Consider the following 24,928-nt stretch of genomic DNA (forward strand, 5'->3'; position numbering starts at 1 on the left):
GTGACGCTGATGTTCAGGGTGGAGGTGACATTGCTACCGGAACCGTCGGTGACGGTGTAGCTGACCACTGGCACGCTGCCGTTGTAGTTGGCGGCCGGAGTAAAGGTGTACGCCCCGTTCGCGCCGATCACCAGGGTGCCGACATTGGCGATGGTCGCCGTTGTGCCAGCGGCGTAGGTGGTTTCGCCGATGGTGAAGTTAAGCACGCTGACCGGGCCGTCGACGCTGGAAGTTCCGGTCAGCACGCTGCCGGAGACTGGGGCATCTTCGGTGGTGGTCACGGTTTCGCCGAGATCGGTGAAGCTGTCATCAACCGGAGTGACGCTGATATTCAGGGTCGAAGTGACGTCAGTACCGGAACCGTCGGTAACGGTGTAGCTGACCACTGGCACGCTGCCGTTGTAGTTGGCGGCCGGAGTAAAGGTGTACGCCCCGTTCGCGCCGATCACCAGGGTGCCGACATTGGCGATGGTCGCCGTTGTGCCAGCGGCGTAGGTGGTTTCGCCGATGGTGAAGTTAAGCACGCTGACCGGGCCGTCGACGCTGGAAGTACCCGTCAGCACGCTGCCGGAGACGGGTGCATCTTCGGTGGTGGTCACGGTTTCGCCGAGGTCGGTGAAGCTGTCATCAACCGGGGTGACGCTGATGTTCAGGGTCGAAGTGACATTGCTACCGGAGCCGTCGGTGACGGTGTAGCTGACCACTGGCACGCTGCCGTTGTAGTTGGCGGCCGGAGTAAAGGTGTACGCCCCGTTCGTCCCGATCACCAGGGTGCCGACGTTGGCGATAGTCGCGGTGCTGCCGGCGGTGTAGGTGTTCGCACCGATGGTGAAGTTGACCACGGTCACATCGCCGTCGACGCTCGAGGTACCAGTGAGGACGCTGCCGGTAACGGCAGTGTCTTCCAGGGTGGAGACCGTTTCGCTGGCATCGGTGAAGCTGTCATCAACCGGGGTGACGCTGATGTTCAGGGTCGAGGTGACGTCAGAGCCAGAGCCGTCAGTGACGGTGTAGCTGACCACTGGAACGGTGCCGTTGTAGTTGGCGGCTGGGGTGAAGGTGTAAGCCCCGTTCGCTCCGATTACCAGGGTGCCGACATTGGCGATGGTCGCCGTTGTGCCAGCGGCGTAGGTGGTTTCGCCGATGGTGAAGTTGAGCACGCTGACAGGGCCGTCGACGCTGGAAGTCCCGGTCAGCACACTGCCGGAGACTGGGGCATCTTCGGTGGTGGTCACGGTTTCGCCAAGGTCGGTGAAACTGTCATCAACCGGGGTGACGCTGATATTCAGGGTCGAAGTGACATTGCTACCGGAACCGTCGGTGACGGTGTAGCTGACCACTGGAACGCTGCCGTTGTAGTTGGCGGCCGGAGTAAAGGTGTACGCCCCGTTCGCGCCGATCACCAGGGTGCCGACGTTGGCGATAGTCGCGGTGCTGCCGGCGGTGTAGGTGTTCGCACCGATGGTGAAGTTGACCACGGTCACGTCGCCGTCGACGCTCGAGGTACCCGTGAGGACGCTGCCGGTAACGGCGGTGTCTTCCAGGGTGGAGACCGTTTCGCTGGCATCGGTGAAGCTGTCGTCGACCGGGGTGACGCTGATATTCAGGGTCGAGGTGACGTCAGAGCCAGAGCCGTCGGTAACGGTGTAGCTGACTGTTGGCACTGTGCCGTTGTAGTTGGCGGCCGGAGTAAAGGTGTAGGCGCCATTGGCCGCAATGACCAGAGTGCCGACATTGGCGATAGTCGCGGTGCTACCAGCGGTGTAAGTGCTCGCACCGATGGTGAAGTTGACCACGGTCACGTCGCCGTCGACGCTCGAGGTGCCAGTGAGGACGCTGCCGGTAACGGCAGTGTCTTCCAGGGTGGACACGGTTTCGCTGGCATCGGTGAAGCTGTCATCGACCGGGGTGACGCTGATGTTCAGGGTGGAGGTGACATTGCTACCGGAACCGTCGGTGACGGTGTAGCTGACCACTGGCACGCTGCCGTTGTAGTTGGCGGCCGGAGTAAAGGTGTACGCCCCGTTCGCGCCGATCACCAGGGTGCCGACATTGGCGATGGTCGCCGTTGTGCCAGCGGCGTAGGTGGTTTCGCCGATGGTGAAGTTAAGCACGCTGACCGGGCCGTCGACGCTGGAAGTTCCGGTCAGCACGCTGCCGGAGACTGGGGCATCTTCGGTGGTGGTCACGGTTTCGCCGAGATCGGTGAAGCTGTCATCAACCGGGGTGACGCTGATGTTCAGGGTCGAAGTGACATTGCTACCGGAACCGTCGGTGACGGTGTAGCTGACCACTGGCACGCTGCCGTTGTAGTTGGCGGCCGGAGTAAAGGTGTACGCCCCGTTCGCGCCGATCACCAGAGTGCCGACATTGGCGATGGTCGCTGTGCTACCAGCGGCGTAGGTGGTTTCGCCGATGGTGAAGTTAAGCACGCTGACCGGGCCGTCGACGCTGGAAGTACCCGTCAGCACGCTGCCGGAGACGGGTGCATCTTCGGTGGTGGTCACGGTTTCGCCGAGGTCGGTGAAGCTGTCATCAACCGGGGTGACGCTGATGTTCAGGGTCGAGGTGACGTCAGAGCCAGAGCCGTCAGTGACGGTGTAGCTGACCACTGGCACGCTGCCGTTGTAGTTGGCGGCCGGAGTAAAGGTGTACGCCCCGTTCGCGCCGATCACCAGGGTGCCGACATTGGCGATAGTCGCGGTGCTACCAGCGGCGTAGGTGGTTTCGCCGATGGTGAAGTTGACCACGGTCACGTCGCCGTCGACGCTCGAGGTACCAGTGAGGACGCTGCCGGTAACGGCGGTGTCTTCCAAGGTGGAGACCGTTTCGCTGGCATCGGGGAAGCTGTCATCACCCGGGGTGACGCTGATGTTCAGGGTCGAGGTGACGTCAGAGCCAGAGCCGTCAGTGACGGTGTAGCTGACCACTGGCACGCTGCCGTTGTAGTTGGCGGCCGGAGTAAAGGTGTAGGCGCCATTGGCCGCAATGACCAGAGTGCCGACGTTGGCGATAGTCGCGGTGCTACCAGCGGCGTAGGTGGTTTCGCCGATGGTGAAGTTAAGCACGCTGACCGGGCCGTCGACGCTGGAAGTTCCGGTCAGCACGCTGCCGGAAACTGGGGCATCTTCGGTGGTGGTCACGGATTCGCCGAGATCGGTGAAGCTGTCATCGACCGGGATGACGCTGATATCCAGTGTACTGGTCAATCCAGTGTTGGTTGTGTAGGTGACTTGCGGTACGGCGCCGTTGTAATTTGCGTCCGGAGTAAAGGTGTAGTTGCCGTTAGTACCGATGGTCAACGTACCGACGCCGATGATGGACGCCGTCTGGCCTGCGGTGAAACTGCCCGTCATGCCGGCGACGGTGAAGCTGGCGACACTGAGGGGCGTGTCGGAATCGCTATCGTTGTTCAGTACGTTGCCGGTCGCGACGCTGTCTTCGGCCTGTGTGCCAGTATCAGCAGTCACTACGCTCTGAGCGTTGGTGGTTGTGGTGTCCTGGATGCCGGTATCGAGCGTGCTGATCGTGGCAGCGAAATCAAGGCCGTCGGTGGGGAAACCAATGATCGGGTCGACCCGGCCGGCGGTTTCTTCCAGCATCACGAAGCTATGACCGCCGCCTGCCGCGCCGCCCGTGCCGGTAGCCGTAGGGCCTGCGGCAGTGGCTTCCAGATCTTTAGTCGGGTCGGCGCCGGCTACGATGGCTTGTTGCAGTTCTTCAACCGATGGCGCGGCTTGCGCGGTGGCCTCGGCAAGGTCCGTGATGGAGTCAGGAGCGCTGCCGCTCCATTGCGTCTCGCGACCCAGGTCCAGTGTGCGGCCGTCGGCCAGCTCAAGGGTGACGGCGCCGGCCAGGCCGGTGTCGACCTGATCACCGACGAACAGGCGATCGCCTTCAACAAGCACGCGCCGGATGCCCTCTGGGGACACCACGAAAACTTGACCAACAATGCTTTTGACGATGGCAACAACACTGCTCATTGAAGACTCTCCGGGTGTCACGTTCAGTAGACTTCCATGGACCTGACGGCACTGTTGCCTAATCAGTCTGGACGCTCTTTCCTGCAATAATAGTTACAACTTTGACGCTTTCTAGCGTCAATATTCTGTCAATAATTTTCGGCTATAAACCATATGCCAAACTATTGACCTTATGGGTGCCATCCTAAACAATCGCCCCGGTAATGTCACATTGATATTCGGGTGGCAACCGGTGCCGAACCGTGTGATCCAGTACCCATTTTGCACTTTCCGACAAACGGTATAGGGTCTGCTCAGGATCCCCTGTGACTGCACGTTTTGCAGTGATTCAGGACAACGAATTATCAAGTATCCAGACTGCCCATTGACGAACAATCCAGTCCGACCATTTCTCCTGATTGCTCGTTTTGCCTCATTTTTCCCTGGACTGGGTCTTGAGGGTATTCGCAGGAATTGAATCGCGCCGCATGACGTTCAGGGATGCCGCAAGTTGCTGTTGCCGGATTTGCGGCGTACTTCTCAGCAACGCGTCAACAATCCGTGCTCTGCGTGGTTCAGAAACATTCAGTTATTTACTCGGTACCGAATCAAGGCGACCATGGGCAAGTTGCTCAAGAGCCAGGGAGTGGTCGCACCGTTGGCATCCGTTGTGCAAAACAGCGTGAAGCCAAGGTCCAACTGCCCGGTACGGATTGAGCAGAACCTTAATCGTTCAATTGTTAGCCAAGAGTGCCGAGCGTGGAATCAGAAGTCAGTCGAGTTCATCTCATCCATGATCCACGCGCGTTGCATGACGATCCATTACTGGACGGTCTGCTAGCCCTTTGCACGTTGCATCAGAAGCCCGCCAGCGCCGCGATGTTGACCACAGGCCTGCCATTGCCCAAGCAGCGACTAAGTGTTGAGTTGCTGCCGCGCGCTGCGGCCCGTGCTGGCCTGCAAGGGCGAGTGCTGGTGCGCAAGCTGGAGCAGATACCAGAGATCGCAATGCCCGCGCTACTGCTGCTCAAGGACGGTCGAAGCGCCGTCCTTCTCGGCTGGCATGGCGAAGACCAGGCTCGCCTGCTGTTGAGCGAAAGCGACGGCGGCGAGAGTCTCGTCGCTCGAGAATTGCTGGCCGACGACTACATTGGCAAAGTGTTCTTCGCCCAACCCCAACATAAATTCGACGTCAATCACGGCACGCTCATTCCCCGCGCGCGGTCGTGGTTTCGCGACACCCTCAAGCGTTCCCGCTGGCTGTATGCCGATGCGATCGCCGCCAGTTTCCTGATCAACATCATCGCCATGGCGGCGCCCTTGTTCGTCATGAACGTGTACGACCGCGTAGTGCCGAACCAGGCCGAGTCCACCCTCTGGGTGCTGGCCATCGGTATCTGCGGTGCCTACATGTTCGACCTGATTCTCAAGAGCCTGCGCAGCCTGTGCCTGGATCTTGCCGGCAAGAAAACCGACCTGATCATCTCGGCAACGCTGTTCGAGCGAATTGTGGGTATGTCGATGAAGTTTCGGCCAGCCCGGGTCGGCAGCTTCGCGCAAAACATCCACGAGTTTCAGAGCCTGCGCGACTTCCTCGCGTCGCTGACCCTCACCAGCCTGATCGACCTGCCGTTCACGCTGCTGATCTTCATGGTTATCGCGATCCTCGGCGGGCACCTTGTGTGGATTCCGGTGCTGGCCTTCCCGATTGCCTTGCTGATCGGTTATGCGCTGCAGAAGCCACTGGTCGCGACCATGGAGCGCACCATGGCGCTCGGCGCAGAGCGCCAGTCGAGCCTGATCGAAACCCTGGCCGGCCTGGATGCAGTGAAGGTCAACAACGCTGAAAGCGAACGCCAGTACCAGTGGGAACAAACCATCGGCACCCTCAGCCGCCTTGAGCTGCGGGTGAAAATGCTCTCCGGCCTGGCCATGAACATCACCCTGCTGATCCAGCAACTGGCCGGGGTGATCATGATTGTGTTCGGCGTGTACCAGATCATCGCTGGCAACTTGAGCATGGGCGGTCTCATCGCCTGCTACATGCTCAGTGGTCGCGCGCTCAGCCCGCTGGCGTCGCTGTCCGGCCTGCTGACCCGCTATCAACAGGCGCGGGTCACCATGACCTCGGTCGACCAGATGATGGAGTTGCCCCAGGAGCGCAATTTCGAAGAGCGTCCGCTGAGCCGCAAGGTATTGCAGGGTGGCATCGAATGCCGTCAGTTGAACTTCACCTACCCGCAACAACAGAACCCGGCGCTGAAAAATATCAACCTCGTCATCAAGCCGGGCGAGAAAATCGGCATTATCGGTCGCAGCGGCTCGGGCAAGAGCTCGCTGGCCAAGCTTATAGTGGGCCTGTATCAACCGGATGACGGCGCGTTGCTGGTGGACGGTGTCGACATTCGCCAGATCGACGTCAGCGAGTTGCGCCACAGCATTGGCTACGTGGCCCAGGATATCCAGCTGCTGTCCGGCACGCTGCGCGACAACCTGGTCTCCGGCGCACGTTACGTGGAAGACGAAATGGTCCTGCAAGCCGCCGAGCTGGCAGGCGTGCACGAGTTCGCCCGCCTGCACCCGCAGGGGTATGAGTTGCAGGTGGGTGAGCGGGGGCAAAACCTGTCTGGCGGTCAGCGGCAGAACGTGGCCCTGGCCCGGGCCCTGCTGCTCAACCCGCCGATACTGTTGCTCGATGAGCCGACCAGCGCCATGGATAACACCGGTGAAGAACGCCTCAAGCAACGCCTCGCAGCGGTGATTGAAAACAAGACCGTGGTGCTGGTGACGCACCGTGCCTCGCTGTTGTCGCTGGTCGATCGCCTGATCGTCATCGACCGTGGGCAGATACTCGCCGATGGGCCGAAAGCCGTGGTGATGGAAGCGTTGAAAAAGGGGCAAATCAGTGTTGCTTAAGTCCGGGATCAAAGGTTCCATCCGCCGCTATTTCAAAGGCACCGATTCACTGCATGGGCAGCCGCTTCCGGAGGTTAACAAGGCCCTCATCGAAGATGCTCCGCGCGTGGTGCGCCTGACCATTTGGGGCATCATCGGCTTTTTCCTGTTCCTCCTGATCTGGGCCAATTTTGCCGTGATCGATGAGGTCACCAAGGGCGACGGCAAGGCGATTCCTTCGTCGAAGATCCAGAAAATCCAGAACCTTGAGGGCGGTATCGTTGCCGAGCTGTTTGTCTCGGAAGGGCAGATCGTCGAGGCTGGTGCCCCTTTGATCCGCCTGGACGACACGCGTTTCGCCTCCAACGTTGGTGAAACCGAAGCTGATCGCCTGGCGATGCTGCTGCGTGTTGAGCGCCTGAGCGCCGAAGTCGATGACCGGCCACTGAAATTCCCGGCTGACGTGCTGAAGGCCGTTCCGGGTCAGGCTGCCAGCGAGGAGTCGCTGTACATCAGCCGTCGCCAGCAGCTGCACGATGAGATCGGCGGCCTGCAAGAGCAGTTGATCCAGCGCCAGCAGGAGCTGCGCGAGTTCACCTCCAAGCAGTCCCAGTACCGCAATGGGCTGGCTTTGCAGCGTCAGGAAATCAACATGTCCGAGCCGCTCGTGGCCCAGGGTGCGGTGTCGCCGGTAGAGGTGCTGCGACTCAAGCGCGCGGAGGTTGAAACCCGTGGCCAGTTGGACGCGATGACGCTGGCTATCCCGCGTGCCGAGTCGGCCATCAAGGAAGTGGCGCGCAAGATCGATGAGACCCGGGGCAAATTCCGCAGCGAAGCGCTGACCCAGCTCAACGAAGCCCGCACAGACCTGAACAAGGCCCAGGCTACCGGCAAGGCGCTGGAAGACCGTGTCAGCCGGACCCTGGTGACATCGCCTGTGCGCGGCATCGTCAACAAGCTTCTGGTGAACACCATTGGTGGGGTGATCCAGCCGGGCAGTGATCTAATCGAGATCGTGCCGCTGGACGACACCTTGCTGGTGGAAGCCAAGATTCGTCCGCAGGACATCGCGTTCCTGCATCCGGGGCAGGAAGCGACGGTGAAATTCACTGCCTACGACTACACCATCTATGGCGGTCTGAAAGCCAAGCTTGAGCAGATTGGTGCAGACACCATCACCGATGAAGACAAGAAAACCACTTACTACATCATCAAGCTGCGCACTGATAAGAGCCACTTGGGCACAGATGAGAAGCCGCTGCTGATTATCCCCGGAATGGTGGCTTCGGTGGATATCATCACGGGTAAGAAAACGGTGCTCAGCTATCTGCTCAAGCCGATCATTCGCGCTCGGGCTGAGGCCTTGCACGAGCGGTAGACCTCATCCGATGCACCCATCCCTGTAGGAGCGAGCTTGCTCGCGAAAACCCCGAGGGCGCCTCGGGGTGTCAGGAAGCCAGCGTTATCGTTGACGACCATCGCGAGCGAGCCCGCTCCTGCAGGAGCCCCCAAGCCTCACGAGACAAAAGCCATATCGTTATTCAATAACGGTATTTAAATTCTAATTCTTATATCTATAAAGTCACTTCCCTGCGTACCTGCCGACCAATCGGCGCGCCGCACGACACGAACCAACACGGGACCTCCGTGAGTTTCTTGATCGACGCGCGCGCCTTTGAGCGTGCCGTGCGTGGGAGTGATTTTTATGTCCGCCGTATCCGCCTCCAGCAGCATCGCGCCACAAACCTTCGACATTCGCCCGTTCACTGGCGCTGTCGGTGCCGAAATCATCGGCCTTGACCTGTCCCGCCCGATCAATGATCAGGATTTCGCCCGCATTCACCGAGCGCACCTTGACCATCACGTGGTGGTATTTCGCGACCAGCGCATCACCCCCGAACAACAGATTGATTTCAGCCGACGGTTCGGCGTGCTGCAAATCCATGTCCTCAAGCAGTTTCTGCTCACCGGCCACCCGGAAATCCTCATCGTTTCCAACATTATCGAAAACGGCCAATCCATCGGTCTCGGTGACGCTGGCAAGTTCTGGCACTCCGACCTTTCCTATAAAGAACTTCCAAGTCTGGGCTCGATGCTGCATGCCCAGGAGCTGCCGTCCGAAGGCGGCGATACGCTGTTCGCCGACATGCACAAAGCCTGGGACAACCTGCCGGACGCGCTGCGCAAAGCCGTGGAAGGCCGCTCGGCTGCGCATTCGTACACGGCGCGCTACAGCGAGACCAAGTTCGAAGGCAACTGGCGTCCCACCCTGACACCGGAGCAGCTCGCCCAAGTCGCCGAAGTCGTGCACCCCATCGTTCGTACCCACCCGGAAAGCGGGCGCCAGGCGTTGTTCGTCAGTGAAGGCTTCACCACGCGCATCGTCGGCCTGCCTGAAGACGAAAGCCGGCAACTGTTGGCCGAGCTGTACGCCCACAGTGTGCTCGAGCAAAACATCTATCGCCATCAATGGCAGCCCCATGACCTGGTGTTCTGGGACAACCGCTCGCTGATCCACCTCGCCGCCGGGTGCCCAAGTCATCTGCGCCGCAAGCTGTATCGCACCACCATCCAGGGCGATGCGCCTTTCTGATTTGCCGGAGAAACACCATGTCCAGACGTCTTCCATTTGCACCCCTGGCTGCCGCTATCGGCCTGGGTTTGAGCCTGATCGCCGGCAGCCTGGTAGCGCCCGCCGCAGCCCACGCCGAAGGTGAAATCCGCATTGCTGAACAATTCGGCATCGTTTACCTGCTCCTCAACGTGGTGCGCGATCAGAATCTCATCGAGAAACACGGCAAAGAGCAGGGCATCGATATCAAGGTCGACTGGACCCAGTTGTCCGGAGGCGCGGCAGTCAACGACGCCTTGCTCTCGGGTTCCATAGACATCGCCGGCGCCGGCGTAGGACCGTTGCTGACCATCTGGGACCGCACCCACGGCAAGCAGAACGTCAAGGCCGTCGCTTCCCTGGGCAACTTTCCGTACTACCTGGTGAGCAACAATCCCAAGGTCAAGACCATCGCCGATTTTACTGAAAAGGACCGCATCGCGGTGCCGGCGGTCGGGGTTTCCGTGCAGTCGCGCTTCCTGCAATACGCCGCCGCCAGGCAGTGGGGTGACAAGGAGTTCAATCGACTCGACAAGTACACCATCGCGCTGCCCCATCCGGACGCCACGGCTGCGCTGATCGCCGGTGGTACCGAGCTGAGCGGGCATTTCTCCAATCCGCCGTTCCAGGATCAGGCCCTGGAAAATCCCAACGTGCACGTGGTACTGAACACCTACGACCTGCTCGGTCCAAACTCGCCGACGGTGCTGTTTGCCACCGAGAAATTCCGCGACGAGAACCCCAAGACCTACAAGGCCTTTGTCGATGCGTTGACCGAAGCGGCGCAGTTCGCCCAGAACGACAAAGGAGCTGCGGCTGATACCTACATCCGTGTGACCAAGGCGAAAATCGACCGTGCCGCGCTGCTGAAAATCATCGATAACCCGCAGTACGAATTCAGCGTCACGCCGAAAAATACTTATCCGCTGGCCGAGTTCCTGTACCGCGTCGGCGCGATTAAAAACAAACCGGATTCCTGGAAAGATTACTTCTTCCAGGATGCCAAACCGCTGCAGGGGAGCTGATCAAGATGAACGCCCCCTTGCAAGGCCACACGGTCAGCAAACCGAGCGCAGCAACCCAGGCGTTGCTGTCGGTCGATAAAGTCAGCCTCGAATACCGCACGCCCCAGCGTGTGGTTCGAGCGACCCACCAGGTCAGTTTCGAGATCGATCCGGCCGACCGCTTCGTACTCCTTGGCCCTTCAGGGTGCGGAAAATCCACCCTGCTCAAGGCTGTCGCCGGGTTCATTGAGCCCTGCGAAGGCGAGATCCGCCTGCAAGGGCAGACGGTCCATGCGCCAGGCCCGGACCGCATCGTGGTGTTTCAGGAATTCGACCAGCTCCCGCCCTGGAAAACCGTGAAGCAGAACGTCATGTTTCCGCTGCTGGCCTCTAAAACCCTCAAGCGCAAAGAAGCTGAAGAGCGCGCGCTGCACTACCTCGACAAGGTTGGTCTGGGTGCGTTCGCCGATGCCTATCCGCATACCCTGTCCGGAGGCATGAAGGCGCGTGTCGCCATCGCTCGCGCCTTGGCCATGCAGCCCAAAATCCTGCTCATGGACGAGCCCTTCGCCGCCCTCGACGCTCTAACCCGACGCAAGATGCAGGAAGAGCTACTGCTGCTATGGGAAGAGGTGCGCTTCACCTTGCTGTTCGTCACTCACTCCATCGAAGAAGCGTTGGTGGTGGGCAATCGCATCCTCCTCCTGTCGCCCCATCCGGGACGAGTGCGGGCGGAAGTCCACAGCCATCAATACGATTTGCACAGCCTCGGAGGATCGCAATTTCAAGCGTCGGCGCGCCGGATTCACCGGTTGCTGTTCGATGAAGGCCAGTCGCCGGAAACCGAGCGTGAGCTGGATTTTTCCGATATCCGCATCGCTTATTGAGCCATTGAGAGGAGTGCCCGATGAGCCTTTTATCATCCCCGCGTAAAGAGTTTGAAACTGAACTGCAGCCACTGTTGAGTGTTCCGGTTGAGCGTGAGCTGCCGTTGCGCCAGCGCTTGTGGCAGCAAGGCTGGCTGCGCAAAAGTCTGATCCTGATAATGCTCGCGGTGCTGTGGGAGGTGATTGCGCGAATCCAGAACAACGACCTGCTGCTGCCCAGCTTCATGCAAACCGCCAACGCCCTGTATGGAGGGCTGCTCAGTGGCGAGTTGCTGGGCAAGGTGTGGATCTCTCTGGTAGTGCTGCTCAAGGGCTACCTGATCGGCATCGTCCTGGCATTCGGCTTGACCACCTTGGCGGTATCGACCCAGTTCGGCCGCGATCTGCTCAGCACCCTGACCTCGATGTTCAACCCGCTTCCGGCGATTGCACTGCTGCCATTGGCACTGCTGTGGTTTGGGCTGGGGCAGAACAGCCTGATTTTCGTGCTGGTGCATTCAGTGTTGTGGGCATTGGCGTTGAACACCTACGCCGGCTTTCTCGGGGTCTCGGAAACCCTGCGCATGGCCGGGCGCAATTACGGGCTCAAGGGGATGAGATTTGTCTTGTTCATCCTCATCCCCGCCGCGCTGCCCTCAATCCTCGCAGGTTTGAAAATAGGCTGGGCCTTCGCCTGGCGTACGCTGATTGCCGCTGAACTGGTGTTCGGAGCGACCAGTGGCAAGGGTGGGTTGGGCTGGTACATTTTTCAGAATCGCAATGAGCTGTACACCGATAAGGTGTTTGCCGGGTTGGCGGTGGTGATTCTGATTGGGTTGCTCGTGGAGAACCTGGTGTTTGATACGTTGGAAAGAGTGACAGTGAAGCGGTGGGGGATGCAGCGGTAAGCCTTCACCTCTCTTAACCTGGGGGAGCAAAGCTTGCTCGCGATTGCCGTAACACTGTCTAACTGATCAACGCGTCATCGCTCATCGCGAGCAACCTTTGCTCCTACAGGGTGCGCCTTCACTGTTAGGATTGCGGCTAAGTCAATCCTGATCGTTTACGAGTGCTCAGTATGCAGCTTCCGGACATGAACCTATTGGTCGCCCTCGACGCCTTGCTCGACGAGGGGAGTGTGGTGGGCGCTGCGCGGCGGATGAATCTCAGCCCGGCAGCGATGAGTCGGACGCTGACGCGTATTCGTGAAGCCATTGGCGATCCGATCCTGGTGCGGGCGGGGCGTGGCCTGGTGCCGACGCCCAAGGCGCTGGAGTTGCGTGAGCAGGTGCGGGATGTGGTGGAGCAGGCCTCGTTGTTGTTTCGCTCGGCCGATGATGTGGATCTGGGGAGCTTGCGCCGACGTTTCAGCATTCGCGCCAATGACTTCTTTGTGGGCGTCTACGGCGGCAAGCTGTTCGACACCATGGAGCGCCAGGCCCCTCATTGTGAGCTGCGTTTTGTTCCTGAGGGGGATGGGGATGACGAGGCCTTGCGAGAGGGGCGGATCGATCTGAGCGTCAGCAACAATCGCCCGCTGATGCCTGAGGTGAAAGTGCAGAATCTGTTCGCCACGCACTTCGTCGGCCTGGTTCGTGAGGATCACCCATTGTTCGATGAAGAGATCACTGCCGAGCGATATGCGGGGTTTTCCCATATCAGCATGTCGCGCCGTGGTATTGCCCGTGGGCCGATCGATACGGCGCTCAATGCCCTGGGGTTGGAGCGGCGGGTGGCGGTGATTGCGCCAAGTTTCCATGCGGCGATGTTTGCGTTGCCGGATTCCGATTTGATCCTGCCCGTGCCCAAGGAAGCGTTGCTGAGCATCCGGCGCCTGGGCCTGAAGCTGCGCTCGTTTACCCTGCCGATACCGCTACCGACCATCATGCTGACCCAGGCCTGGCATCCGCGGTTCGATAAGGATCCAGCGCATCGCTGGCTGCGTGAGACGTTGAAGTCGTGTTGTGATGAGACTTGGTCGGCAGCGCAGCCTTAAAAGATCAGAGGATCGCAGTCACCTTCAGGTATGCCTGTAGGAGCTGCCGAAGGCTGCGATCTTTTGATCTTTTATGACGATTGCGCCCCACGCACTTATAACCTGCCAATAAGTTGATTTTCGTCAGCTGCCACCCTTCATAAAATAGCCGGGTATTCAAATCCCGGAGCCTGCAGTACATGACTTCCCTCACGGTCCCGGCACCTGTCGCCACGGCCGCTGCTTCGCCCCCGGTATTCGGCCCGCGGATTATCATCGGCCTGGTCGGCGTGCTCATCGCCGTGCTGGTGTCCGGCCTGAACGAGATGGTCACCAAGGTGGCCCTCGCCGACATCCGCGGTGCGCTGGCCATTGGTTACGACGAAGGTACCTGGCTGGTCGCCAGCTACACCGCTACATCGGTGGCGGCCATGGCCTTCGCTCCGTGGTGTTCGGTGACCTTCTCTCTGCGCCGGTTCACGCTCTGGGCCATCGGCGTATTTACCGTGCTGGGTGTGCTGTGTCCGTTCGCCCCGAACTACGAAAGCCTGCTGCTGATGCGCACTTTGCAAGGCCTGGCGGGGGGAGCGTTGCCGCCGATGCTGATGACGGTCGCGCTGCGCTTCCTGCCGGCCGACGTGAAGCTCTATGGGCTGGCAGGGTATGCATTGACAGCCACTTTTGGTCCCGGCCTCGGCACTCCGCTGGCCGGGCTGTGGACCGAGTACGTCGGCTGGCAGTGGACCTTCTGGCAAATCGTCGTGCCGTGCCTGATCGCCATGGCCGCGGTGGCTTACGGTTTGCCCCAGGATCCGCTGCGCCTTGAGCGCTGCAAACAGTTCAACTGGCGCGGTTTGCTGTTGGGATTCCCGGCGATCTGCATGCTGGTGATCGGCATCCTGCAGGGCAATCGCCTGGACTGGTTCGAGTCGAGCCTGATCTGCACGTTGCTCGGCGGCGGGTTGCTGCTGCTAGTGCTGTTCCTGATCAACGAATGGTCGCAACCGATACCGTTTTTCAAGATGCAGATGCTGGGTATCCGTAACCTGGCCTTCGCGTTGCTCACCCTGGCCGGGGTGCTGGTGATCCTGCTGGCGGTGATCATTATTCCGTCCAGCTATCTGGCGCAGGTCCAGGGTTATCGCCCGATCCAGACCGCGCCAATCACCTTGTTGGCAGCACTGCCACAGTTGATCGCGCTGCCACTGGTGGCGGCCTTGTGCAACCTGCGCTGGGTCGATTGTCGATGGGTGCTGGGGATTGGCCTCGGCATGTTGGTGCTGTCATGCATCGGGGGCTCGCAGCTGACGTCGGTGTGGATTCGCGACGATTTCTACCCGCTGCAACTGCTGCAGATTTTCGGCCAGCCCATGTCGGTGCTGCCGTTGTTGATGCTGTCCACCGGCAGTATCAGCCCGATGGAAGGGCCGTTCGCCTCCGCCTGGTTCAACACGGTCAAGGGCCTGTCGGCGGTGATCGCCACCGGCGTGATTGAGGCGCTGACCACCGCAAGACAACATTTTCACTCGACCATGCTGGTCGACCGTCTCGGCAATTCGCCCCTGGCGGACAGTGACAGCCCCGGCCTCGCTCACCGTTTGCACCAACAGGTCGTCGTGCTCACCGCATCGGATCTCTACCTGTGCATGGCCGGCGTCGCATTGGCGCTGATCCTGCTGATTTTCTGGATGCCAACGCGGATCTATCCGCCCCGGGCCCCGACTTGAACGCTCCACGAAACAGAAGGTTTTTATGACGACTCTCTCCAGGAAAAAAGCGGCCGTCGGCATCGCGGCGGTGGTTACGCTCGGCGTATTGATTTACCTGCTGGCACCCGGTTTGTTCGGCAAACGTACACACCAGACCACCAATGATGCTTTCGTTTCTGCGGACTTCACCCTGGTGGTCCCGCGTGTTGCCGGGTTCATCAAGGAAGTGCTGGTGGAAGACAACCAGCAGGTGAAGGCCGGGCAGTTGCTGGCGCTGATCGATGACCGGGACCTGCGCGCAGCCGCCCAGGCCGCCGACGCGGAAACGCTGGTCGCCAGGGCTCAATTGCAGAATGTGCGGGCAACGCTGGAGCGCCAGGCCTCCGTGATCGCCCAGGCGCAAGCGAGCGTGGTATCGGCCAAGGCAGAAAGGGACTTCGCCGAACATGAACTGAACCGCTACAACCACCTCGCTGGCGTCGGTGCCGGCACGGTACAGAACGCACAGCAAGCCCGCACTCGCATCGACCAGGCGTCGGCGAAGCTGGCCAATGTCACGGCTGTATTGGCCGCAGAGCGCAAGCAGGTGGACATCCTCATCGCCCAGCGGGATGCGGCTGAAGGTGGCCTCAAGCGTGCACAGGCTGCGTTGGAAATTGCCAGTTTTGAGCTGTCGTACACACGCATCGTTGCGCCCCAGGACGGCATGGTTGGCGAGCGCGCAGTGCGAGTCGGCGCGTACGTCACGCCCGGCAGCAAAATCCTCGCAGTGGTGCCGCTGGCGCAGGCTTATGTGGTGGCCAACTTTCAGGAGACCCAATTGGCCGACGTGCGGCCCGGGCAGCAGGTCCAGGTACGCGTGGACAGCCTGGACGGCGAAGCGCTGACGGGGCGTGTCGAAAGTATTGCACCGGCCACCGGGGTGACGTTTGCCTCGATCAAGCCGGACAACGCGACGGGTAACTTCACCAAGGTGGTACAGCGGATTCCGGTGAAGATTGTGCTTGATCCAGGGCAGCCGTCGGCCGAGCGGCTGCGAGTTGGCATGTCGGTGGAGGCGAGTATCGACACTGCCGCGACCGATAAGCATGAGGTGGCGCAACGATGAAAGGATTGGTTGATTGGGCCGGCGCCTCCGCGAGCAAGCCCGCTCCCACAAGGGGCCTGATTCATTCCCCCACGTTTTGCCTGGACTCTGATCACCTGTGGGAGCGGGCTTGCCCGCGAAGAGGCCGCAAGCCAAAACTCACCCTCTGTGCCTTACTGGTAATAAGCCTCTCAGCCTGCACGGTCGGCCCCGACTTCCAGAAACCCCAGGTACAGCAAATGGCCGACTGGTCGCAGCCCACCAAGGCGGCCGCGAGTCAGGCGGTCGCCGAAAACATGGACGAGCGCTGGTGGGAAGTCTTCAACGATCCCAAACTTTCAGCGCTCACCCAGCGTGCCCTGACCGACAACCTGGACCTCAAACTCGCCAGCAGTCGCCTGCAGCAAAGCCGCGCAGCACGCCAGGTGATCACCGCCGACCGTTACCCCAACACCGCCGCCACCGGCAGCTATGGGCGTAAACGCAACAGCGGCGAAGGCTTGAACGACCCTTCGGGCAACAACGGTGACTCGGCCTTCAATTTGTGGGACGCCGGCTTCTCGGCGTCCTGGGAGCTGGATTTCTGGGGCCGGGTGCGGCGCGAGACCGAGGCTGCCGATGCCACCCTCGAAGTCGCCGAAAATGATCGTCGCGGGGTACTGCTGTCGGTGCTCGCCGAAACCGCCCGGGACTACATCCAGCTGCGCGGAGTACAAGGCACACGAGCAGTCACCGAACAAAACCTCGACGTCGCCCGGCACAGCCTCAAGCTGTCACAGCTGCGCCTGGCCGACGGCGTCGCCACGGACCTGGACGTCGCCGAAGCCGCTGCGCAAGTGTCCGCCATCGAGTCGCGCCTGCCGGCGCTTGAGCAACGCCAGTCGCAGTTGATCAACGCGTTGAGCCTGTTGATGGGGGAACCGCCCCATGCGCTGTCCGCTGAATTGGCCGCCGATGCACCGGTACCGCAGAGCCCAAGCCAGATCGCCATTGGCTTGCCTTCGCAACTGGCCGAGCGACGACCGGATATCCGTCAGGCCGAAGCACGCCTGCACGCCGCCACCGCGAGTATTGGCGTGGCCAAAGGCGATTTTTATCCACGGATTACCTTGTCAGGCAACGTCGGCTCCCAAGCGATGCAGTTGAGTGATTTCGGAAGCTGGGGTTCTCGCGCATTCGGCATCGGTCCGCAGTTCAGCCTGCCCTTGTTCGACGGCGGTCGCCTGCGCGGCGTGCTCAACCTGCGCGAAGCCCAGCAACAGGAAGCGGCTATCGCCTATCAGCAAACTGTCCTGCGCGCGTGGCACGAAATCGATGATCAGATGAGCGCCTACAATGCCAGCCAGCGGCGTCGCGACAGCCTGGCCGAAGCCGTGCGCCAGAACCAGATCGCACTGACCACCGCGCAACGGCAATACGTCGAGGGCGTTGTCGATTTCGTCAACGTACTCACCGTACAAGGCGAACTGCTGGCGACCCAGGAACAGTGGGTAGAGAGCTCGACCGGGGTGTCGTTGGCGATGGTTGGCTTGTACAAGGCGTTGGGTGGGGGATGGGAGTCGGTGTATCCGCTTGAGGCAGCCACAGTTAGCCGTTAATCAATGTCGTTTTGCCAGTTGCTGCGTAAAGTGTAATGATAATTGCTATCAATCACACGCGTAGACCACCCATGGACGCAGCAACTGACGGCAACGACTCTCTCCATCGTCTTTACCGCGATAACCATGGCTGGTTGCAGGGCTGGCTGCGCAAGCGCCTGGGTGATCGTGAGCATGCGGCAGATGTGGCCCAGGATACGTTTTTGCGCCTGCTGGTATCCGGGCGCCTGCCCGGCCCGCTGGAGAGCCGCAGCTATCTGACGCAGATTGCCCGCAACCTGGTGATCGACCAGTGGCGGCGGCTGCGGATCGAGCGCGCCTATCTGGAAAGCATCGCGCATCTGCCGGAGCCTGAGTCGCCGTCCCTGGAGACTCGCGCCCTGATCCTCGAAACCCTGACCCAGATCGACGCGATGCTCGACCGTATGCCGGACAACGTACGCCAGGCATTCCTGCTGTCGCAATTCGAAGGCCTGAGCTATGCGCAGATTGCCGAGCGGCTCGGGGTGACCGTCAGCTCGGTGCAGAAGTACATGACCCGGGCGATCCTTGCCTGCTACCAGTTGGTCTACGAATCATGAGCCGTGCGCTTGATGCTCCGATCGATACCGCGATCGTCGAGCAGGCCAGTGAATGGCTGATGCTGCATTGGGGCGGCGAACTGGATGCGGACCAACGCAAGGCATTCTCCAACTGGCAGCACGCCCATCCTGAGCATCGGCGCGCCTGGCAGCGATTGCAGCAGCTGCAGGAAACCTTCGGCGCGGTACCTGCAGGGTGCGCTCGGGCGGTGCTGCGAGACAGTCCCGATCCGCAGCGCCGGGCAGCGCTGAAAATGCTCGGCCTGTTGCTGGTGGCTGGCGGCAGCGGATATCTCCTGCAAAACCAGGTGTCCTGGCGCTCGACGTTCGCTGAGCACCGCACGGCGACCGGTGAAATCAGGCACATGACCCTGAGCGATGGCACCCGGCTCGACCTCAATAGCAACACGGCAGTCGACCTGCGCTTCACCGCGCAGGAGCGCCGTATTCGCTTGCTCAGCGGCGAAATCCTGCTCAGCAGTGGGCACGATCCGATCCGCCCATTGATCGTGGAAACCGCCAGCGGCGATGTCCAGGCGCTGGGGACCCGCTTCTCGGTGCGTGAAATGGACGACGGGGCGCGAGTTGAACTGTACGAAGGCCAATTGCGCATCGGCCCGCGCCATGGCGCCACCGCACACATGAATGCCGGCGACAGCCTCTGGTTCAGCAGCGACGGTGCGGGCCACAAGCAACCTGCAAATCCGGATGACAGCAGCTGGAGCCAGGGCCGGCTGGTGGCCGAGCGGCAACCGCTGGGGCGTTTCCTGGCCGAGCTGGCGCGTTATCGACCGGGCTGGATTCGTTGCGACGAGGCGGCCTCCCAGCTGCTGTTGACCGGGGTGTTCCCGCTCGATGACACCGACGCGGTGCTGGCCGCCCTCGAGCGCACGTTGCCGGTGCATGTCGAGTCCGTGACCCGTTACTGGGTGACGGTAAAACGTCGCGCCTGATGCTGAAAAAATAAATTAACCAAATGCTTGTCGGTTTTCATCCCCCGTTCGGGATACCTCTTGAAAGCAAATCAAGAAGCATTCTCATGGGGAGTTCCGGAATGCCACACCGCCCGACACAGAAGATTTTTCCTTTGAATGGTGTAATGCGCCGCGGCGTGTTCGCCACCCTGCTGGCCACTACACCGATGCTGCCGTCCCTGTCTTGGGCTGAAGAGGCAAGCGTCAGCCAGGTGCGCCAGTACAGCATCGGCGCCGGCAATCTCGATCAGGTCCTGAATCGTTTTGCCAGTCAGGCGGGGATTCTACTGTCGGTGGACGCTCAGCTCACCTCGGGCAAGCGCAGCACCGGGTTGCAGGGGCGGTTCGATGTGGCGCGAGGTCTTGAGCGCGTGCTGGCAGGCAGTGGCTTGCAGGCCGTTTACGCTCAGGGCGGCTGGTCGTTGCAAGCCGTCGCGCAAGACGGTCCGCTACAACTGGGCGTTACCCAGGTGAATGCCACCGAGGCGCTGGAAAATGCCTGGGGCCCGGTCGCTGGCATCGTTGCCAAGCGCAGTGCCACCGGGACCAAGACCGATGCGGCGCTGGTAGAAATTCCGCAAACCATCAACGTCGTCACCGCCGCCGAGATCAACTCTCGCAGCGCGCAAAGTGTCACCGAAGCCCTGCGCTATACGCCGGGCATCACGGGCGGGGGGTTCTCTGACCGGGTGAAGATTTTCGATGAGCCGACCTCGCGCGGGTTCTCGCCTACACCGTTGTACCTCGATGGCCTGCACCTGCCCTATGGCGGCGGCAGTACCGGTGGTGCGCTGCAGATCGAGCCTTACTCGCTCGAGCGGATCGAGGTGCTCAAGGGCCCGGCGTCGGTGCTGTATGGGCAGAATCAGCCAGGCGGTATCGTCAATCTGGTCAGCAAGCGCCCGACCGAAACGCCCCTGCATCAAATCAAATTCGAGGCCGGCAGCTATGACCATAAGAGTGCGGCCATCGACCTCGGTGGCCCGCTGGATGACGAGGGCAAGTTCCTCTATCGCCTGACCGCCCTGGCCAACGACAGCAATGACGAAATCGATTACGTCGAAGAACGGCGCCAGTTCATCGCGCCCAGTTTCACCTGGCGGCCGAGTGAAGACACCAGCCTGACAGTGTTCGCCCAGTACCAGAAAGACAAAGGCGTGCCCGAGGCCCAGGGCTTGCCAGCAGTCGGCACGCTGTTCGACAACCCCAACGGCAAGATCGACCGCGACCTGTTCCTCGGTGAGCCCGGCGTCAACGACTACCACCGTGAGCAGTACGCGTTCGGCTACGAGTTTTCCCACCGCCTGAACGACGTCTGGACCTTGAAGCAGAATGCGCGCTACGCCCGTGTCAACGACCACTACACCGCGCCGCTGCACGGTTACCGGTTCGTCACCAACCCCATCACCGGGCAGAACGACCAGCGTTACCAGACCCGCTACGGCGTGGACTGGCAACAGGACAACAAAGTCTTCGGTGTGGATAACATCGCCCAGGCCGAATTCGATACCGGTCCATTCAGCCATACCGCAATCGTCGGCCTTGATTACTACCACTTCAATTCAAAGTTCGACGGCCTGTACGACTACAACCCGCCGATCATCGCCTTGTTCACGCCGACCTATGGCCAGCCGTTGAATTTCGGCAACAACTATCGCTGGGACAACACCATCACCCAGACCGGTTTATACGCCCAGGATCAGATCAAGCTCGACCAGTGGATCTTCGTCCTCGGCGGTCGTTACGACTGGGCCGAGACCGATAACAAGCAACCGCTCAGCGGCGCTCACACCAGCAGCAAGGATGAGAAATTCACCGGCCGCGGCGGCATCGTCTACCTGTTCGATAACGGCTTGGCACCCTTTATCAGCTACTCGGAATCGTTCCTGCCGCTCACTGGCACCAACGTCCAGGGCAAAGCGTTCGACCCTTCCACCGGCAAGCAGTACGAGGCGGGCGTGAAATACCAGCCACCGGGGCAGAACAGCTTCGTGCAGATTTCCGCTTATGAGCTGGAACAGGAAAACATCCTGACCACCGATCTCGGCAACCCCGGGTTCAGCAACCAGAGCGGCGCCATACGCTCCAAAGGCATCGAGCTCGAAGCCAAGGCAGAGCTGACCGAGGCACTGGACGTGATCGCTTCGGCGTCGCGCAACGACATCAAGTACACCAAGGACAACGACGGCCGCAAAGGTCGCCACCCGGCGGGCAATCCACCGCTGACAGCCGCGCTCTGGGTCAACTACACCTTGCTCGGCGATACACCCTTGTCAGGATTGGGCGCCGGCCTGGGTGCGCGTTATGCCCGCGGCAGTTATGGCGATGACTACGAAGGCGCATTCCAGATCCCGTCCTACACCGTGTACGACGCCAGCCTGACTTACGACCTCGGCACCTCGGCATTTCGCCTCAAAGGCGTGAAGCTGGCGCTGAACGTAAAGAACCTGACGGACAAGGAATACGTCGCCAGTTGCGTCAGTGAGTGGGATTGCTACTACGGCGATGGCCGGACTGTGGTGTCGAGCCTGACTTACGATTGGTAAGGCAAATTGCAGAAACTGTGGGAGCTCGAACGACTCAACTCGAATCGACACCACAAATCCCTGTGGGAGCGGGCTTGCCCGCGAAAGATGCCGTCACATTCAGTATCCATGCTGACTAAGGCACCGCTTTCGCAAGCAAGCCCACTCCCGAGGGAACCGCATCTGCCGAGGCCGGCTCTTCAACCCTTCCCAGACAAATCCGCCATTCCCTTGAGCAACTCAATCGGCAGCGGAAACACAATCGTCGAACTCTTGTCCCCCGCAATCGAACTCAACGTCTGCATATACCTCAACTGCATCGCCCCAGGTTGACGGCCGAGCATTTCGGCGGCCTGCATGAGTTTTTCCGAGGCCTGCAGTTCGCCTTCGGCGTGGATGACTTTGGCCCGGCGCTCGCGTTCGGCTTCGGCTTGTTTGGCAATGGCGCGGACCATCGATTCGTTGAGGTCGACGTGCTTGATCTCGACGTTGGCGACCTTGATGCCCCAGGCATCCGTCTGGGCGTCCAGGACTTGCTGGATGTCGATGTTCAGGCGCTCGCGCTCGGCGAGGAGTTCGTCAAGCTCGTGCTTGCCCAGCACTGCGCGCAAGGTGGTTTGTGCCAGTTGGCTGGTGGCCATCAGGAAGTCTTCCACCTGTATTATGGCCTTCTGCGGATCGAGGACGCGGAAGTACAGCACGGCGTTGACCTTGACCGAGACGTTGTCGCGAGTGATCACGTCCTGGGACGGCACATCCAGTACCACGGTGCGCAGATCAACTCGGACCATCTGCTGGACCACCGGAATCAGCAGGATCAGGCCTGGCCCTTTGACTTGCCAGAAGCGACCGAGCTGGAATACCACTGCGCGCTCGTATTCTCGCAGGATGCGAAAGGTCGACCCCGCCAGTGCGATCAGCAACAGCAAGAGCGCGGCAAAACCCAGTTGCATACCCATGGCTATTCTCCTGGCGGCGAAGTATCAGCTGCGGCGACTTGCAGCATTAGTCCCTTGCGCGCCACCACGCGCACCCGCTGTCCGGGTTGCAGTGGCGTGGCGCTTTGGACTTGCCACTGTTCACCTTGCAGGTGAACCCAGCCGGTCAAGCTGCTGCCGGACTGCAGGGCGGTGATCGCAGTCACGCTGCCAACCAGCCCGGCATCACCGCTGACGGTGTGGCGCGGTCGGGTTTTGAGGGCGCGCACCAGCAGGAAGACCAGCAGCAACCCGCTGACCAGCCCCAGGCCGAGCATCATTGGTACCGGGACTTCGGTATTGGTCAGGATCACCGCGCCAATTACGAACATCACGATGCCGCCCAGGCCCATGACCCCATAATTAGGCAGGGCTGCTTCAGCGATCAGGAAACCAAGGCCGAAGATAATCAGCCAAACGCCGATCGGGTTGGCGCCCAGCAGCACGACCGGGTCCGCCGCGAAAGCCGATCCGCTCAGCGCCAGGAATAATGCAGTCGCACAACAACGGGTGTTCACGTGACCCTCCGGGAGCGTCATCCAGTGGCTCTGTATTCAGTCTAGTCGAGGGCTCGACTGTATGAATTTTGATCAATCGGCACACTGGCCCGATGGGCGGATTTCCCCCGCGATCGCCTTGGCGGGCCTAGACTTTTGTAATGGAGCCAATGGGTTTAACCATCGTCCGCGGGTAATCCATGCGGACACCGAGGTGCATCATGCGTATGGCAAAAACTGTGCAGAGCAGCCTGGAAAAGGCCAACTGCGAATTTGACATCGTCAGTCACCCTCACTCGGCCAGCAGCCTGGAAACCGCGCGTGTCGCCGGTATTCCGGCCGAACGAGTGGCCAAGTCGGTGATCCTGGATGATCACCATGGGCGTTACCTGATGGCCGTCCTGCCGGCCAGTCGGCACCTGGACTTGAGCAAGGTCCGCGGCAGCGGGGAGTGGCAGATCACTCGTGAAAGCAACCTGGCGCACCTGTTCAATGACTGCGAACGCGGAGCGGTGCCGGCGCTGGGTGAGTCCTACGGCCTGGACATGGTCATCGACCCGTTGCTGACGCGGCAAAAAGACATCTACCTGGAGGCGGGTAATCACAACAACCTGCTGCACATGAGTGTGCCGCAGTACTTGAAAATGGTGCCGCACGCGCAGGTAGTCGAGGTGAGTGATTGAATTCTGCGGCGTCAGCGACCTCTATTCGCGAGCAGGCTCGCTCCCGCAGGGAAAATGCGCTCAACTGTGGGGACGAGTCTGCTCGCGATTACTTCTTGATCACCATAGGAAGCCTGACATGGAATCCCCAACACATAGCTTGCCCTCTCTGTTCAAGCAGCTGGGGCTGGCCGACGATCCGGTCAGCATCGACCAGTTCATCGCCACCCACTCGCCGCTCAAGCCGGAACTGCACCTGGCGGACGCATTCTTCTGGACCCAGAGCCAGGCAACGTTCCTGCGGGACGAAATTCTGGATGATGCGGACTGGGCGGAGGTGGTTGACCAGTTGAATGTGTTGTTGAGAAAGGGAAGGGGCGCTTAACAGGCAGAGAAAAGTTACTCCAGGGTTGCTGGCCGTCAGAAAAAAGACCAGAATTAAGACCTAAAAGAGGTCTTAATTATGCAAAATGTTCTAGCCGATATGGCTGTCAGTGTTTCAGAGTTGAAGAAAAATCCTTCAGCCGTTCTGAACGGCTCATTGGGTGGTCCTGTCGCAGTGCTCAATCATAATCGCGTCATGGGTTACATGGTTCCCGCGGATGTTTTCGAACGCATGGTTGAACGCCTCGACGATCTCGAGTTGGCAGAAATCGTTCGCTCGCGTCTTCATGAGACACCGGTGCCGGTAACGCTGGATGACTTATAAGCTCGAGTTTCTGCCATCTGCCCGCAGGGAGTGGGACAAGCTGGGACACACATTGCGCGAGCAATTCAAGCAAAAGCTGGCAGAAAGATTAGAGGTGCCTCGAATACCTTCGGACCTACTGCATGGAATGTCTGACTGCTACAAGATAAAACTGAAGGCATCGGGATATCGTCTGGTTTATCAAGTAGTGGATGAGCGTGTAGTCGTTTCAGTTGTGGCGGTAGGTAAGCGCGAGCGCAGCGAAGGCTACGAGCGAGCTCGAAAACGCTGAACGCAGCCAAATTGTTTCAAAACTT

Annotated in this window: 20 protein-coding genes; 17 read left to right on the forward strand and 3 right to left on the reverse strand. The window is 60.4% G+C overall.

The genetic code is table 11. The annotated features are described in order from the left end of the window. Positions 1 to 3,983 (reverse strand): retention module-containing protein (locus tag EQV97_RS15165; RefSeq protein ID WP_240889184.1); only part of this gene is annotated, 3,983 nt, incomplete at its 3' end. Positions 3,984 to 4,721: 738 nt separating this feature from the next. Between EQV97_RS15165 and EQV97_RS15170 the strand changes: the two genes are divergently transcribed. The 13 genes from EQV97_RS15170 to EQV97_RS15230 all read left to right on the forward strand — a co-directional run bounded on the left by EQV97_RS15170 (position 4,722) and on the right by EQV97_RS15230 (position 21,808). Next, a complete protein-coding gene (locus EQV97_RS15170) occupies positions 4,722 to 6,878 on the forward strand; it encodes a type I secretion system permease/ATPase (RefSeq protein ID WP_045059504.1) in 2,157 nt (718 codons plus the stop codon). After that, a complete protein-coding gene (locus tag EQV97_RS15175) occupies positions 6,868 to 8,235 on the forward strand; it encodes an HlyD family type I secretion periplasmic adaptor subunit (RefSeq protein ID WP_045059503.1) in 1,368 nt (455 codons plus the stop codon). Before EQV97_RS15170 ends, EQV97_RS15175 begins: the two co-directional genes overlap by 11 nt. A 327-nt stretch (positions 8,236 to 8,562) precedes the next feature. Then, positions 8,563 to 9,450: a TauD/TfdA family dioxygenase gene (locus EQV97_RS15180; RefSeq protein WP_240889185.1), complete on the forward strand. Its 888-nt coding sequence runs from the start codon at positions 8,563 to 8,565 to the stop codon at positions 9,448 to 9,450. Positions 9,451 to 9,467: 17 nt separating this feature from the next. Next, the gene (locus EQV97_RS15185) at positions 9,468 to 10,493 is read left to right on the forward strand and encodes an ABC transporter substrate-binding protein (RefSeq protein WP_122840821.1); all 1,026 of its coding nucleotides are present in this window, start codon (positions 9,468 to 9,470) and stop codon (positions 10,491 to 10,493) included. A gap of 5 nt (positions 10,494 to 10,498) precedes the next feature. Next, positions 10,499 to 11,359 (forward strand): ABC transporter ATP-binding protein, encoded by an 861-nt coding sequence (locus EQV97_RS15190; RefSeq protein ID WP_122840820.1) that lies wholly within the window; start codon positions 10,499 to 10,501, stop codon positions 11,357 to 11,359. 20 nt (positions 11,360 to 11,379) lie between these two features. After that, positions 11,380 to 12,246, forward strand: coding sequence for an ABC transporter permease (locus tag EQV97_RS15195; RefSeq protein WP_122840819.1), 867 nt, complete (start codon positions 11,380 to 11,382; stop codon positions 12,244 to 12,246). A gap of 170 nt (positions 12,247 to 12,416) precedes the next feature. Then, entirely contained in the window at positions 12,417 to 13,334 is a 918-nt protein-coding gene (locus tag EQV97_RS15200; protein ID WP_122840818.1) for a LysR family transcriptional regulator, read from the forward strand. 179 nt (positions 13,335 to 13,513) lie between these two features. Next, complete coding sequence (locus tag EQV97_RS15205) at positions 13,514 to 15,040, forward strand: MFS transporter (protein WP_122840817.1); 1,527 nt, start codon at positions 13,514 to 13,516, stop codon at positions 15,038 to 15,040. 25 nt (positions 15,041 to 15,065) lie between these two features. Then, positions 15,066 to 16,130, forward strand: a complete 1,065-nt coding sequence (locus EQV97_RS15210; RefSeq protein ID WP_045059496.1) for an HlyD family secretion protein — start codon at positions 15,066 to 15,068, stop codon at positions 16,128 to 16,130. Continuing rightward, the gene (locus EQV97_RS15215; RefSeq protein ID WP_240889186.1) at positions 16,127 to 17,707 is read left to right on the forward strand and encodes an efflux transporter outer membrane subunit; all 1,581 of its coding nucleotides are present in this window, start codon (positions 16,127 to 16,129) and stop codon (positions 17,705 to 17,707) included. The genes EQV97_RS15210 and EQV97_RS15215 overlap by 4 nt, the downstream gene beginning before the upstream one ends. A gap of 71 nt (positions 17,708 to 17,778) precedes the next feature. Then, positions 17,779 to 18,288 carry a sigma-70 family RNA polymerase sigma factor gene (locus EQV97_RS15220; protein WP_122840815.1) on the forward strand — a complete coding sequence of 170 codons (510 nt, stop codon included), beginning with the start codon at positions 17,779 to 17,781 and terminating at the stop codon, positions 18,286 to 18,288. Then, complete coding sequence (locus tag EQV97_RS15225; protein WP_240889187.1) at positions 18,285 to 19,241, forward strand: FecR domain-containing protein; 957 nt, start codon at positions 18,285 to 18,287, stop codon at positions 19,239 to 19,241. Before EQV97_RS15220 ends, EQV97_RS15225 begins: the two co-directional genes overlap by 4 nt. A 101-nt stretch (positions 19,242 to 19,342) precedes the next feature. After that, the gene (locus tag EQV97_RS15230; RefSeq protein WP_240889188.1) at positions 19,343 to 21,808 is read left to right on the forward strand and encodes a TonB-dependent siderophore receptor; all 2,466 of its coding nucleotides are present in this window, start codon (positions 19,343 to 19,345) and stop codon (positions 21,806 to 21,808) included. Between the two features lie 179 nt (positions 21,809 to 21,987). Here EQV97_RS15230 and EQV97_RS15235 read toward each other — a convergent pair whose 3' ends face one another. Together EQV97_RS15235 and EQV97_RS15240 are read right to left on the reverse strand one after the other, a co-directional pair. Then, a complete protein-coding gene (locus EQV97_RS15235; protein ID WP_225571020.1) occupies positions 21,988 to 22,746 on the reverse strand; it encodes a slipin family protein in 759 nt (252 codons plus the stop codon). Between the two features lie 2 nt (positions 22,747 to 22,748). Beyond that, on the reverse strand, positions 22,749 to 23,282 hold the full coding sequence (locus EQV97_RS15240) for an NfeD family protein (protein WP_240889189.1): 534 nt from the start codon (positions 23,280 to 23,282) through the stop codon (positions 22,749 to 22,751). Positions 23,283 to 23,482: 200 nt separating this feature from the next. Between EQV97_RS15240 and EQV97_RS15245 the strand changes: the two genes are divergently transcribed. From EQV97_RS15245 to EQV97_RS15260, 4 genes are all read left to right on the forward strand, one after another. Continuing rightward, a complete protein-coding gene (locus EQV97_RS15245) occupies positions 23,483 to 23,944 on the forward strand; it encodes a YbaK/EbsC family protein (protein WP_122840810.1) in 462 nt (153 codons plus the stop codon). A 118-nt stretch (positions 23,945 to 24,062) separates the two neighbouring features. Continuing rightward, positions 24,063 to 24,308 carry a DUF2789 domain-containing protein gene (locus EQV97_RS15250; protein WP_240889190.1) on the forward strand — a complete coding sequence of 82 codons (246 nt, stop codon included), beginning with the start codon at positions 24,063 to 24,065 and terminating at the stop codon, positions 24,306 to 24,308. A 78-nt stretch (positions 24,309 to 24,386) separates the two neighbouring features. Continuing rightward, a complete protein-coding gene (locus EQV97_RS15255) occupies positions 24,387 to 24,632 on the forward strand; it encodes a type II toxin-antitoxin system Phd/YefM family antitoxin (protein ID WP_045059492.1) in 246 nt (81 codons plus the stop codon). Beyond that, entirely contained in the window at positions 24,622 to 24,903 is a 282-nt protein-coding gene (locus tag EQV97_RS15260) for a type II toxin-antitoxin system RelE/ParE family toxin (protein WP_240889191.1), read from the forward strand. The genes EQV97_RS15255 and EQV97_RS15260 overlap by 11 nt, the downstream gene beginning before the upstream one ends. Positions 24,904 to 24,928: the final 25 nt, after the last annotated feature.

It is taken from the genome of Pseudomonas sp. TMW22090, from assembly GCF_022496665.1.
GTDB lineage: Bacteria > Pseudomonadota > Gammaproteobacteria > Pseudomonadales > Pseudomonadaceae > Aquipseudomonas > Aquipseudomonas gregormendelii.